The 12,758-nt window shown below is 54.5% G+C and carries 13 protein-coding genes; 7 read left to right on the plus strand and 6 right to left on the minus strand.

Translation table 11 applies throughout. The features are described 5' to 3' along the window. Positions 1 to 191: 191 nt before the first annotated feature. From ACJJIZ_RS21650 to rpsT, 4 genes are all read left to right on the plus strand, one after another. Positions 192 to 878, plus strand: coding sequence for an OmpA family protein (locus ACJJIZ_RS21650; protein ID WP_108731695.1), 687 nt, complete (start codon positions 192 to 194; stop codon positions 876 to 878). 211 nt (positions 879 to 1,089) lie between these two features. Then, entirely contained in the window at positions 1,090 to 1,779 is a 690-nt protein-coding gene (pdsR, locus tag ACJJIZ_RS21655; protein WP_444914815.1) for a proteobacterial dedicated sortase system response regulator, read from the plus strand. Positions 1,780 to 1,814: 35 nt separating this feature from the next. Beyond that, positions 1,815 to 3,839, plus strand: coding sequence for an ATP-binding protein (locus tag ACJJIZ_RS21660; protein WP_444914816.1), 2,025 nt, complete (start codon positions 1,815 to 1,817; stop codon positions 3,837 to 3,839). Between the two features lie 143 nt (positions 3,840 to 3,982). Next, on the plus strand, positions 3,983 to 4,249 hold the full coding sequence (rpsT, locus tag ACJJIZ_RS21665) for a 30S ribosomal protein S20 (RefSeq protein ID WP_108731693.1): 267 nt from the start codon (positions 3,983 to 3,985) through the stop codon (positions 4,247 to 4,249). Positions 4,250 to 4,316: 67 nt separating this feature from the next. Here rpsT and proB read toward each other — a convergent pair whose 3' ends face one another. The 4 genes from proB to rplU all read right to left on the minus strand — a co-directional run bounded on the left by proB (position 4,317) and on the right by rplU (position 7,502). Next, on the minus strand, positions 4,317 to 5,453 hold the full coding sequence (gene proB / locus ACJJIZ_RS21670) for a glutamate 5-kinase (RefSeq protein ID WP_444914817.1): 1,137 nt from the start codon (positions 5,451 to 5,453) through the stop codon (positions 4,317 to 4,319). 64 nt (positions 5,454 to 5,517) lie between these two features. Beyond that, on the minus strand, positions 5,518 to 6,726 hold the full coding sequence (cgtA, locus tag ACJJIZ_RS21675; RefSeq protein WP_108731691.1) for an Obg family GTPase CgtA: 1,209 nt from the start codon (positions 6,724 to 6,726) through the stop codon (positions 5,518 to 5,520). Between the two features lie 189 nt (positions 6,727 to 6,915). Next, the gene (gene rpmA, locus ACJJIZ_RS21680; protein WP_073277572.1) at positions 6,916 to 7,173 is read right to left on the minus strand and encodes a 50S ribosomal protein L27; all 258 of its coding nucleotides are present in this window, start codon (positions 7,171 to 7,173) and stop codon (positions 6,916 to 6,918) included. Positions 7,174 to 7,190: 17 nt separating this feature from the next. Further along, positions 7,191 to 7,502: a 50S ribosomal protein L21 gene (gene rplU, locus ACJJIZ_RS21685; protein ID WP_108731690.1), complete on the minus strand. Its 312-nt coding sequence runs from the start codon at positions 7,500 to 7,502 to the stop codon at positions 7,191 to 7,193. A 249-nt stretch (positions 7,503 to 7,751) separates the two neighbouring features. Here rplU and ispB point away from each other — a divergent pair, with 249 nt between their 5' ends. Beyond that, positions 7,752 to 8,714 (plus strand): octaprenyl diphosphate synthase, encoded by a 963-nt coding sequence (ispB, locus tag ACJJIZ_RS21690; protein ID WP_444914818.1) that lies wholly within the window; start codon positions 7,752 to 7,754, stop codon positions 8,712 to 8,714. A 249-nt stretch (positions 8,715 to 8,963) separates the two neighbouring features. Further along, complete coding sequence (locus tag ACJJIZ_RS21695; protein ID WP_444914819.1) at positions 8,964 to 9,593, plus strand: hypothetical protein; 630 nt, start codon at positions 8,964 to 8,966, stop codon at positions 9,591 to 9,593. A gap of 91 nt (positions 9,594 to 9,684) precedes the next feature. Here ACJJIZ_RS21695 and ACJJIZ_RS21700 read toward each other — a convergent pair whose 3' ends face one another. Next, positions 9,685 to 11,031 carry a phosphohexomutase domain-containing protein gene (locus ACJJIZ_RS21700; RefSeq protein WP_444914820.1) on the minus strand — a complete coding sequence of 449 codons (1,347 nt, stop codon included), beginning with the start codon at positions 11,029 to 11,031 and terminating at the stop codon, positions 9,685 to 9,687. After that, positions 11,028 to 11,879, minus strand: a complete 852-nt coding sequence (galU, locus tag ACJJIZ_RS21705; RefSeq protein ID WP_444914821.1) for a UTP--glucose-1-phosphate uridylyltransferase GalU — start codon at positions 11,877 to 11,879, stop codon at positions 11,028 to 11,030. The genes ACJJIZ_RS21700 and galU overlap by 4 nt, the downstream gene beginning before the upstream one ends. A gap of 316 nt (positions 11,880 to 12,195) precedes the next feature. Between galU and fabA the strand changes: the two genes are divergently transcribed. Continuing rightward, the gene (gene fabA / locus ACJJIZ_RS21710; protein WP_444914822.1) at positions 12,196 to 12,720 is read left to right on the plus strand and encodes a 3-hydroxyacyl-[acyl-carrier-protein] dehydratase FabA; all 525 of its coding nucleotides are present in this window, start codon (positions 12,196 to 12,198) and stop codon (positions 12,718 to 12,720) included. Positions 12,721 to 12,758 lie beyond the last annotated feature (38 nt).

The raw sequence follows: 12,758 nt of genomic DNA on the forward strand, positions 1-12,758 counted from the left end.
GCTGCGGTCGCCCAGCCCCTTCCAGCTTCCGAGCTGGGTTTCGGAGCGATCGCCATATTTCGCCACAATTGAGCCGCAGTTGGTCATAGCTGCGCCACGCCAGCGCCTCCTTGGAGCTTTTTAATAACACTCAAACGGGCCGCAACAGAACAGGCCCACACGAGTAAGAAAAGCCGCTAAGGAGCAGAACAATGAAAAAAGTAGTGATGGCCGTCGCCCTGGGTTCTCTGATTGCCACCGGAGCCCACGCTAAGGAACAAAACGAATCCAATTTGACTCCGGCCAAGCAGGCCTCAGTCTTTACCGGCTCTGCAATTGCCGGTGCAGCATTGGGTGGGCCCGTTGGCTTTATCGCCGGAGCACTCGGCGGAGCCTGGCTCGGAGAGCAGATCAAGCAAGCAGACGAGGCAGATATGCTGGCAACACAACTGACAGAGAGCCGTGCAGAGCTCAGCAACCTGGCACAGCAATTGGATGCGGCTCAACTGTCCGCGAACGACGCCAGCCAACTGGCCCTGGATTCACTGCAATTCCAAATGCTGTTTACCACTGGGGAGGACGAGCTTCAGGAGGGCCAAATGCACCAGCTGAGTGCCATGGCTGACTTCCTAAAGCGCCACCCCCACCTGCAAATTCACCTGGAGGGACACGCAGATCCTCGCGGCAGCGACGGCTACAACAATGTACTGTCCGATCAACGCGCCCTGAGTGTGGAAGAGGCTTTGGTATCGCTGGGAGTTGATGCCTCAAGAATCAGCCGCAGCGCACTCGGCTCCACCTATTCCCAGGCAGCCCGAGGCGATGTAGACGCCTACGCCATGGAGCGCCGCGTCGACATCCGCTTCTCCCTTCCGGAGTCCATGGCGGGAAACTTCTGAGTCAAAGGGGCACGGCGGACAACAAATCCGCATATCCCTTCGCCTTCAAGCCGCACTACATAAGCACGGGTGGATCGCAAATCCACTCATGCGACTCCAATCTGATAGAAACCCTGTTGTATTTGCGGGCGCCTTGCGCCCGCCTTTTTGCCTAACCCCTGCAATTTCGTGCATGATTCTCCGCCAGAAAGGAATTAAGTCGGGATTTGTCATGAGTGCAACCATCGCCATTGTCGAAGATGAACGCGCTATCGCAGAAAACTACCGCGATGCCCTGCGCCGCCACGGTTATCGGGTCGATTTATACAGCGCCAGGATTGAGGCCATGGATGCTTTTCGCCAGCGGCTGCCGGACCTGGCCGTGATCGATGTTGGCCTGGGCAGCGAGGTTGAGGGCGGTTTTGAGCTCTGCCGGGAATTGCGCGCTATGGCGCCGAGCCTGCCAATATTATTTCTCACCGCCAGGGACTCAGAGCTGGATATTATTTCCGGACTGCGCCTGGGCGCTGATGATTACCTCACCAAGGATATCTCCCTACCCCATATGCAGGCGCGAATTAACGCCCTACTGCGCCGCGTTAGCGTGCTGCGAGATCAAAACGATGAAGGCGAGAGCTTAACTCAGGGAAAGCTATGGCTGGATATTTCCAGGCTCCATTGCCACTGGGATGAGCAACCCGTGGACTTAACCGTGACCGAATTCTGGATTGTCCACGCCCTGGCAAAAAGGCCCGGCCACGTTAAATCCCGCAGCCAACTAATGGAAGCAGCCCGCGTAGTGCTGGATGACAACACCATCACCTCTCACGTCAAAAGAATCAGGCGCAAATTCCAGGCGCTGGACACCGACTTTAATGCCATAGGAACCGCCTACGGCATGGGGTATCGCTGGCAGCTGTAAACCGCCATCGGGCGAACAATTTCAAAAATTTAAGTATGAACCTACGCCGCCAACTCTTGCTCGTCAGCCTTGTCGCACTCACCCTGCCCTGGGCCGGCTGCCAGTACCTCCGCCAGGTGGACGCCGCCCTAGCACAAGGCCAGATCCAGGCAATCGAGGCAACTGCGGCGGCAATTGCCGCACGCTTGGCCAGTGCCCCCCAGCTTATCGCTCCAGATCCTCAGCGCCTATCGCGCCCACCAGGCGCTCAGCTCTACCTGAATCCCCTATCTCAAGCTCCGAGAGTCGACGGCTATGGCGATGAGTGGCGAGCGCAGCAACTTGAGCCCAGAACCCTTGAGGACGGGCAGCTATCCCCTATGGCCCAGGTGACGCTGGGGCAACTGGATAAGCAAATCTACCTGCTTCTCACTGTTTCAGACTCAACCCCCGCCTATCGGGACCCCCGCACAGGCCTAATCGCTGGAGGCGACACCGTAGAACTGTTTACCGCTGAACAGCACTACATCCTGCCCGTCGCCAGCCAAGGGGCCGCCAGCGCCTTGTGGCACAACCCTAGAGAGGGCCGCTACGAGCGTGAGCTGCGTTTCAGGGGCCGATGGACTACTTCTGGTGCCGGTTACCAATTGGAGCTGGCTCTGCCACAAACCCTAACCGGTGGAGCCCTCGCTATCCGCATTCACGACAGGGCAAACAGCAGTGGCTCCTCACCGACTCGCAGCGCCAGCACACTTCCGACAGATGGCCACCCAGGACGCCTGGTGAGCCCTCTGCCAGACCTTCAAAGAGAACTCGACCACTTTGCGCGCCCTGGACTACGCCTCGCAATAGTGGACAGCGAGGGGTTTCTTCTTGCCAGCAACGGGCAACTACAGCTGGCAGATTCCGAGAGCAATTCGTGGCTGAGAGACTGGGCTTATCGCAAATTGCTTTCCAGAGAGGATTTGCCACAGCTGCCGAAAAATAGCTTGCCTCTTCCAACGCCTGACAGCCGTGGCACCCGGGAGCAATGGTATTCAGGACCGCTGCAATCCCGAATTGGTGCGGTGAGTGTGCCCGTTATCACCCGGGTCGACGAAGTGGTTGAGCGGCCACTTCTGGGGCAGGTCCTCGTCCTGCAATCTGGCGAAGCGATGCAATCAGTCACCGAGGGAGCAGCCCACCGGTTGTGGTTGATCAGCTGCGCCGCGGCCGCAACTGCCCTGCTCTTCCTTTTGGGCTACGCCAGCTGGCTTTCCTGGCGCGTGCGCAAGCTACACCAGGCCGCCCGCAACGCAGTAGATTCCAGCGGCAAACTGCGCGGCAACTTTCCCCATTCAAAGGCTGGCGATGAACTGGGAGACCTAAACCGGGCCTTCGCCAGCCTGCTCGCAGAACTGGACCAATATCACCAGTACCTGCGCACTCTCGCCAGTAAGTTGTCACACGAGCTACGCACACCGCTGGCAGTGGTTCGCTCATCCCTGGATAACCTCGCCGCCGGAGAACTCGACGACCACAGCCGCCGCTATGCAGGGCGGGCTATGGATGGCAGTGCAAGGCTGTCGGGGATTCTCAACAGTCTCTCCGCAGCCAGCAATCTTGAAACCAGCATCCACCAAGCGGAGCGGGAGCCTTTCGACCTGGCAGACCTGCTTGAAGTCATGACACAGTGCTATGGCGATGCTCACAGCGAACACCGATTTACTCTAAACAAACCCACTGGGGAGCTAGCCTGCCACGGCGCACCGGAGTTATTGGCTCAACTGCTGGACAAGCTGGTGGATAACGCATGTAGCTTCGCTCCCGAAGGCAGTGAAATTTGCCTGTCAGTGGCAACAAACAGAGATACCTACTTGATCACAGTGGGCAATGACGGCCCTCTGCTCCCGGAAGGTTACGCTCACAAGCTGTTCGACTCTCTCGTTTCTGTGCGCAACCAGGGCGATAATGCCGGCCACCTGGGGCTGGGACTGCATATCGCAAAACTGATCGCAGACTTCCACGGTGGCTCCTTAAAAGCCCGAAACCGCAGCGACGGCAGCGGTGTAGAGTTCAGCCTGGAGTTGCCGACCGGGTAACCGCCGTTGTGGATTGACAACATATCTGCACCGAGACGCCCGCTATGGTTGACAAACAACCAACTGTGGGGATAATGTCGCGTCCCGATCGGGCCCCAGGGCCTGTTAGTTACAGATTTATAGATTCCAGACAGGAGCAACCGGTGGCCAACTCACCTCAAGCGAAGAAACGCGCGCGCCAGAACGACAAGCGCCGCATGCACAACGCCAGTCTGCGCTCCATGGTGCGCACCTACATCAAGAAGGTAGTTGCGGCCATCGATGCCGGCGATGCGGAAAAAGCAAAAACTGCGTACGCAGAAGCAGTTCCCGTTATTGACCGTATGGCAGACAAAGGCATTATTCACAAGAATAAAGCCGCTCGTCATAAGAGCCGTCTGAACGCTCAGATCAAAGCTCTGGCCGCCTAACCCCTTAGGCAGCAGACACAAAAAAGCCCCGCATTGCGGGGCTTTTTTGTATTCGACACTTGCCAATTCAGAGCAGGATCAGGTTGTCGCGGTGAATTAATTCATCGTCATCCCGATACCCCAAAAGGTCGGCAAACTTCTCCGATGACTGCCCCAGAATCCGACCACTCTCACTACTGTCATAATTGACCAGGCCCCGCGCTATCTCGCGACCCTCAGCATTCCTGCAAGACACCAGATCCCCTCGCCTGAAACGCCCTTCAACAGCGGTAACCCCCACCGGCAACAGACTGCTACCACTCCCAGTCATAGCTGCCTCGGCACCGGCATCCACTAACAGGGTTCCGCGCACCTGTAACTGTCCAGCGAGCCAGCGCTTACGCGCCGCCAGGGGATCTGCCTCTGGCAGCAACAGGGTACCCAGCTGCTCGCCGGCACAGACTTTATCTATCACCGCCTCCAAGGCCCCGCCAGCGATCACTGTGCGAGCTCCTGAGCGCGCTGCCAACTGCGCTGCGCGCACCTTGGTGGTCATACCACCACGACCCAGACCGCTGCGGGAATCCCCCGCCATCTCCAGCAGCCTGGGATCAAGCGCAGATGCCTCACTAATTAATTCTGCTTCGGGGTTATCGCGGGGGTCTTCAGTAAACAGCCCATCCGCATCGGTCAAAATCAGCAGCGCATCTGCCTCAACCAGATTTGCAACCAGGGCCGCCAGGGTATCGTTATCGCCGAAACGTATTTCGTCAGTCACTACCGTGTCATTTTCATTCACGATAGGCACAGCCCCCAGTGACAGGAGCGTGCGCAAGGTGCTGCGAGCATTCAAGTAGCGAGTGCGATTGGAAAGGTCATCGTGATCCAACAGGATCTGAGCGCTGCGAATATCAAAACGGCTAAAAGCCTGCTCATAGACCTGCACAAGGTGGCTCTGCCCCACAGCAGCAGCCGCCTGTAACTGGTGGATAGACTCAGGCCGGCGACACCAGCCCAACCGGTCCATTCCGGCCGCAACAGCACCGGATGAAACCAAAACAACTTCGATCCCTCGACGGCGCAAATCAGCCATCTGCGCAACCCAAGCAGAAATGGCAGCGGTATTCACACCTCGACCATTATCTGTCAGAAGGGCGCTACCAATTTTTACCACCCACCGCTGGGCCTTGGTCAACGCCTGCCGGGACACTGTTGCGGAGTCCATGTTTCCCCCTCAGGACAAGATAACTATTGAGCGAGCCAAGCTAACTCAGCTCGCTCCACGCCATTTAAGAGCGATACTCGACATCCACATCGTGGTCGTCGTCATCATCCCAATCCTCATCGTCATCCACCTGCCCCTTGGCAGCTTTGCGCTTGGCGCGATGACTCTCTCTCAACTCTTCAATTCGCTCGCGAGCTTCGCGCTGCATTTGACGCTGCGCTTCCAGCTCCGCCACAGCCAAGTCGGGATCTCGCTCTTCGATTTCCTGGCGCTCTTCCAGGTAGTCCATCAAGCGTCCACCGAGGGCATCGGTACCCTCTTTGCGAATAGCTGCCACACGGAACACAGGCCCTTCCCAGCCCAGAGCATCCACTACCGCCTGGCAGCGCTCTTCCAGCTCCGCAGCGGGAACCAGGTCGGTCTTGTTCAATACCAGCCAGCGCTCACGCCCGGCCAGGGTAGGGCTAAAGGTGGACAGCTCGCGCTCAATGGCTCGGGCATTCTCCACCGGATCAGAGCCATCAAAGGGAGCCAGGTCAACCAGGTGCAACAAAACACGACAGCGAGTTAAGTGCTTGAGGAAGCGAATCCCCAGCCCTGCACCTTCGGCTGCACCTTCAATCAGGCCGGGAATATCTGCAATCACAAAGCTTCGATGCTTCTGAACCTGCACCACCCCCAAATTTGGTACCAGGGTAGTAAAGGGGTAGTTGGCCACTTTCGGTTTGGCCGCAGAGACGGCGCGAATAAACGTGGATTTACCCGCATTGGGCAGTCCTAGCATGCCCACATCTGCCAGAACCTTCAGCTCGAGCTTGAGGCTGCGCATCTCACCCTCAGTGCCGTGCGTGGTCTGACGCGGCGCACGGTTAGTACTGGACTTGAATCGGGTATTACCCAGGCCGTGGAAGCCCCCCTGGGCCACCAGCTGACGCTCACCGGCTTCGGTCATATCGCCGATAGTCTCGCCGGTATCCGCATCAATGATCGTGGTGCCCACCGGCACCTTAAGGACCAGGTCCTCACCCTTGGCGCCAGTACAGTTGCGCCCTCGACCCGGCTGGCCACTCTCAGCGGCGTAGCGGGGCTGGTAGCGATAATCCACCAGGGTGTTCAGGGAATCATCAGCTTCCAGGTACACGGAGCCGCCATCGCCGCCGTCACCGCCATCCGGACCACCCTTCTCAACAAATTTTTCCCGGCGAAAGCTCAGGCAGCCATTGCCGCCCTTGCCTGCCTGCACAGAGATGGGCGCCTCATCGACAAACTTCATAATCACTCCACCGCCACAGCGGTTGTCTCATCCGGTGCGCAGATACGCACACTATCATCATACCAGCCGACAAGCCGCCTCCTGTGGGCAACTGCCACCCTAACTTCCCGTCGCGGTCTTTTTGCGACTTTTCCAACAAAAAAGCCCCGCAATAGCGGGGCTTTTTATGAAGCTTGGGCTAATGACCGCTTAAGCAGTTTCGATAGAAACGAACTTGCGGTTGTTGGGGCCCTTAACTTCAAACTTCACAACGCCGTCCGCAGTGGCGAACAGGGTGTGGTCTTTGCCCATACCAACGTTAACACCGGCGTGGAACTTGGTGCCACGCTGACGAACGATGATGTTGCCTGCTGCTACAGACTGGCCGCCAAAGCGCTTCACGCCCAGGCGTTTACTCTCGGAATCGCGACCATTTCGCGTACTACCGCCAGCTTTCTTATGTGCCATGAGTCGTTACTCCTCTCTTATGCCTTGATGCCAGTGATTTTAACTTCGGTGTACCACTGACGGTGGCCCTGGCGCTTCATGGAGTGCTTACGACGACGGAACTTGATGATTTTCACCTTCTCGCCGCGGCCGTGGCTTACCACTTCAGCAGTTACTTTAGCGCCATCTACAACAGGAGCGCCAATGTTGATCTTGTCGCCATCGACAACCATGAACACTTTATCAAAATCGATGGATTCGCCAGTTGCTACTTCCAGCTTCTCCAGGCGAAGTACTTCGCCTTCTTCTACACGGTGTTGCTTGCCACCGCTCTCAAAAACAGCGTACATATTTCTATGCTCCGGTAAGGACGACACGAAGCAGCGGGAGGACCAGTAAGTCACTGCTCCGCATTTCGGGAGCTTGCGCCGTGTGTTTAACATCTATTCGCCAAAAGGCCCGCAGACGACCCAATAGCCGCAAAGAGCCCGCAATTGGCGGGGCGCAGATTCTAATCAATTCGCCGGGTTGATACAATAGCGCCCCTTCGCCTTCCGGCCCCCGGGAGGCCTCTGTCTAGTCGTATAAGGAACTCTCACATGCTGCCTTTTCACCGGGTCGCCGCCGAAGACTTTGCTGCGGTTAACCAGCGCATTCTCGATCAACTGCACTCGGACGTTCCCCTGGTGGAAAATATAGGTCACTACCTGGTCGAAGCCGGGGGGAAGCGCCTGCGCCCACTACTGGTACTGCTTTGTGCCAAAGCTTGCGGCTATCAGGGTGAGAACCATATCGATCTCGCCACCATTATTGAGTTTATTCACACTGCTACCTTACTGCACGACGATGTTGTAGACACCTCTGACATGCGCCGCGGCCGCCTTACCGCCAATGCCAAGTGGGGCAATGCGCCCAGCGTACTCGTGGGAGATTTCCTCTATTCCCGCGCCTTCCAGATGATGGTTGCCCTGGAAGACATGAACATCATGGCAATTCTCTCAGAAACCACCAACACCATCGCAGAGGGTGAAGTACAGCAACTGGTCAACGCCGGTGATCCCGCAGTAAGCGAAGAGAATTACTTCACTGTCATCCACAAAAAGACCGGCGCACTGTTTGAAGCCGCCTGTGAAACTGCGGCCGTATTAGCCAACTGCTCAAGTGAAGAACAAACTGCACTGAAACTCTACGGTCGACACCTGGGACTCGCCTTCCAGCTGGTTGATGACGCTCTCGATTATCGCGGTAATTCGGAAGAACTGGGTAAAAATGTTGGGGATGACCTGGCGGAGGGCAAACCGACCCTGCCCTTGATCTACACCATGGCCAACGGCAGCAAGGACCAGGCACTGCTGGTAAAAACTGCAATTGAACAGCGCAGTGCGGAAAAGCTCAGTGAAATAGTAGAGGCCATTGAAGCCTGCGGTGCTCTGGACTACACCATGGATCGTGCCCGGGCCGCTGTAGAAGACGCCAAAAAGCAATTGGCCTTTATGCCCGAGAGCGAACAAAAAACCGCCCTGCAGCAATTGGCGAGTTTTGCTATAGAGAGAAACGTCTAGAAGTAAATGCTGCTCGGGCTATATCGATAGCACGGGCAGCGCCGCTACCTTAAGCACAATGCGAAACAACGCAGCTCCCCCCTCGAGCAGCTACCAAACCTGACCAACCTCCAAGCTTTATTCGTATCTATTTCCCGCTACCCCTCCAACATTGGGTACGATTGTTCCTCTTGTTATTTCAAGCGCCAACACCAATTCCTCAGGGGCAAAATAACGAGAAGAATATAATTGGTATGGAGAGATCAGCACATGAGAAGCTCTACTGCGCTTTATCAGCTTAGAAATTACCCGGAAATGTTCTTAAAAAATAACCTGGTGAGGATTACCGGTACAAAAGATACTGGAGTCATGGATTATCAATTCGGGACCTACACCATGGGCATGGGCGCACCTGGTATCGATAGCCCCAATGAAATTTTTGCTTTCCACCGCCAAGGGGTCTTTATCGAAGATCCGCAAACAATCAAGGTCCACCATATTCGTATGATCGATTGGGATGAAGACCTTGCCCTAGATCACCTTGAGCCCTACCAAATGCGCAGCGGTGCCGACATTATGATTACCGGGCAACTCAGTGACTGCTGTTTCTGTATTGGCGGGCGCAATACGAATATGCCGGCCGTTGCTCATGTTCGCCCAAGGAAAAAACAGGGACTCAATGGCAAGGCCACACACAATGAAATTATCAACCGGGGAAAGTTTAGGTTTTTAGGTAACGTCACAAAATCCCTTGGGCGCTCAACTCTAAAGCCCCACCATCACATCTACACAGACTACGCTTATGTTATTGGAGTACGGGTTAAGAACCAGTGGCAAATCTTCGCTCAACACGTAAAGACCCCCAAAGGCCCCATCCAAGCTGTCACCCGACTCTTATAATTTCTTCCATAAAACCAGATAAATAACTTTGAGTACCCCCAAACCAAAAAGCCCCGCAGTTGCGGGGCTTTTTAATATTAAAAAACGAGTATCAACCGATAAGCTTAAGCAGCTCCTCTGTTTTCTCCCGCATTAATTCCTCACTTCCCCGGGATTCAACATTCAAGCGAACAACCGGTTCAGTATTTGACATACGCAAATTAAAACGCCACTCGGGGTAAGCGATACTCAACCCATCCACGTGCTCAACGCTGTCAGCTGCAGGTCCATACTTTTCCTCTGCCGCCTTTAACAGTGCTGCAGCATCCTGAACCTTAGAGTTAATCTCTCCCGAACAGGGGAAAGCGGCCATGCGCTCACCAACAAGCTGTGACAGCGATTTACCACTGCGACTTACCAACTCAGCAACCAATATCCATGGAATCATACCGCTATCGCAGTAGGCGAAATCCCGGAAATAATGATGCGCACTCATTTCACCGCCATAAATGGCATCTTCCTTGCGCATGCGCTCTTTAATAAAGGCATGACCGGTTTTACTCTGTACCGGCTCTCCACCAGCAGCGCGGACAATATCCTCGGTATTCCAGAGCAGGCGTGGATCATGAACAACTTTGGCACCGTTGTTTTTTGCCAGGAAAGCTTCTGCCAGCAAGCCAACAACATAGTAACCTTCAATAAAATCACCACTTTCATCGAAGAAAAAGCAGCGATCAAAATCACCATCCCAAGCTATACCAAAATCAGCGCCGCTTGCCCGCACTGCCTCGGCAGTAGAACTGCGGTTTTCTGGCAAAATTGGGTTGGGAATACCGTTGGGAAAGTTGCCATCGGGCTCGTGGTGAACTCGCACAAACTCAAACGGCAGGTGTGGAGCCAGCTCATCAACAACCGCCCCCGCACCACCATTACCCGCATTAACCACCAATTTTAATGGTTTCAATGCAGTATTATCGATATACCCCAATAAGTGCTGCACAAAATCAGCACGATGTTCAAAGCGCTGCAAAGTGCCTCTTTGCTCAACCGGAGCAAAGTTGTTTTCTTCTGCCAAGCGCTTGATATCCAGTAGACCGGTATCACCACTGATTGGACTACTGCCTGCACGTACAAACTTCATGCCGTTGTAGTCCATAGGATTGTGACTAGCAGTAACGCAAATACCGCCGTCAAAGCCCCCGTGGAAATTGGCAAAGTATACCTCTTCTGTACCACACTCGCCGATATGGAAAACATCGGCACCCGCATCTCGTAATCCATTGACCAGCGCATCTGTCAGCTCGCCACTGGTAAGCCGAATATCATGCCCAACAACTACTCGACGAGCATTCAGGAACTGGGCAAAGGCACGCCCCACTCGATATGCGACATCGGTATTAAGTTCATCGGGTACACGGCCGCGAAGGTCATAAGCCTTAAAGCAAGTCAGCTCACTCACTTGCTTTTCTCCTCAGCAGCCTGCTCTGGCAAATACACATTTTCGTAGACGTGGTTAGTAGCATCAATAAAGCCCTCTACAGAACCACAGTCAAAGCGGCGACCTTTGAAGGCATAGGCTAATACACAGCCCTGCTGAGCTTGCGCCATCAGCGCATCGGTAATTTGAACCTCACCATTTTTACCTGGAGGAGTATCTCGGATCAGATCAAAGATATCCGGTGTCAGGATATAACGACCAATAATCGCCATATTACTGGGGGCATCTTCCGCTGCAGGCTTCTCGACCATGTCAGTGACTTGATACAGACCAGGCTTAATTTCATTACCACCGATCACACCAAATTTGTGGATCTGCTCCTTCGGCACTTCCTCTACCGCAACAATACTGCAGCGGAATTGCTTATAAAGCTGAACCATTTGCCCCAAAACGCCCATATCTTCATTTAGACACAGGTCATCAGCCAACACGACGGCAAACGGCTCATCGCCAACCAGGCGATGTCCTTGCAAAATAGCGTCACCCAGGCCTCTCATTTCGCCCTGACGCGTATAAGAAAAGCTCGCCTTATCGATCACTTTGCGCACTGAGTCCAGGTAACGTTCTTTGCCGGTACCCGCGATCTGGTGTTCCAGCTCAAAGTTGGTATCAAAGTGATCCTCAATCGCGCGCTTGCCTCGTCCTGTGACAAAACCGATCTCAGTCAGCCCCGCCTCTATAGCCTCTTCAACGCCGTACTGAACCAATGGCTTGTTCACCAGCGGTAACATTTCTTTCGGCATTGCCTTGGTGGCAGGAAGAAAACGAGTGCCGTAGCCGGCAACAGGAAATAGGCATTTCTTGAGCATTCTGCTCCCCCAATCAATTTAAAACAGCGCACCCCGCGCAGGGCTGGCAACTTATCATAGCGTCGCAGTGCAAGCACTTACACTCGATAACGTTAAACTTGGCCCAAAATGTGAATTCCCCGAGGATAAACACCAAAACTATACGAATATGTTGAGGAATTAATACGCTAAATAGGTGGGATTTGTGAAGACAATTCTCACGTCAGTCACAAAAAGCGCCTTGACCGACTGGACAAGCAACGCACAGCCCTTAGAATGCCCGCTCTTGCAAAAGTGTCCAATCTCAATTGCATAACCACCCACTAACGGGGAAATGATGAGTAATTTTGTACAAAAAAGTGAGTATACCAGAGAGGAGCTCCTGACTTGCTCCCGTGGCGAGATGTTCGGCCCAGGCAACGCCCAGTTGCCGGCTCCCAATATGTTGATGCTCGATCGTATCACCCATATATCCAAGGAAGATGGTGCTTTCGGCAAGGGAGAGCTGATCGCTGAGCTCGACATTCACCCCGACCTATGGTTCTTCGACTGCCATTTTCCCGGCGATCCCGTAATGCCCGGCTGCCTCGGCCTGGATGCTATGTGGCAATTGTTGGGTTATTTCCTGGCCTGGAAAGGCAACCCCGGCCGCGGTCGTGCACTGGGCTGTGGTGAAGTTAAATTTACCGGCCAAATTCTCCCCACCAGCAAAAAGGTGACTTACCATATTCAGATGAGCCGGATTGTTGAGCGCAGGCTTGTTATGGGTATTGGCGACGGCAGTGTCTCTGTGGATGGAAGAGAAATTTACACAGCAAAGGATCTTCGCGTAGGCTTATTTACCCGTACGGACAATTTTTAAACTCGTTTAAGACTAATACCGGTAGAAACCATCAGTCC

The organism is Microbulbifer maximicatervae (SeqCode) (assembly GCF_052467225.1).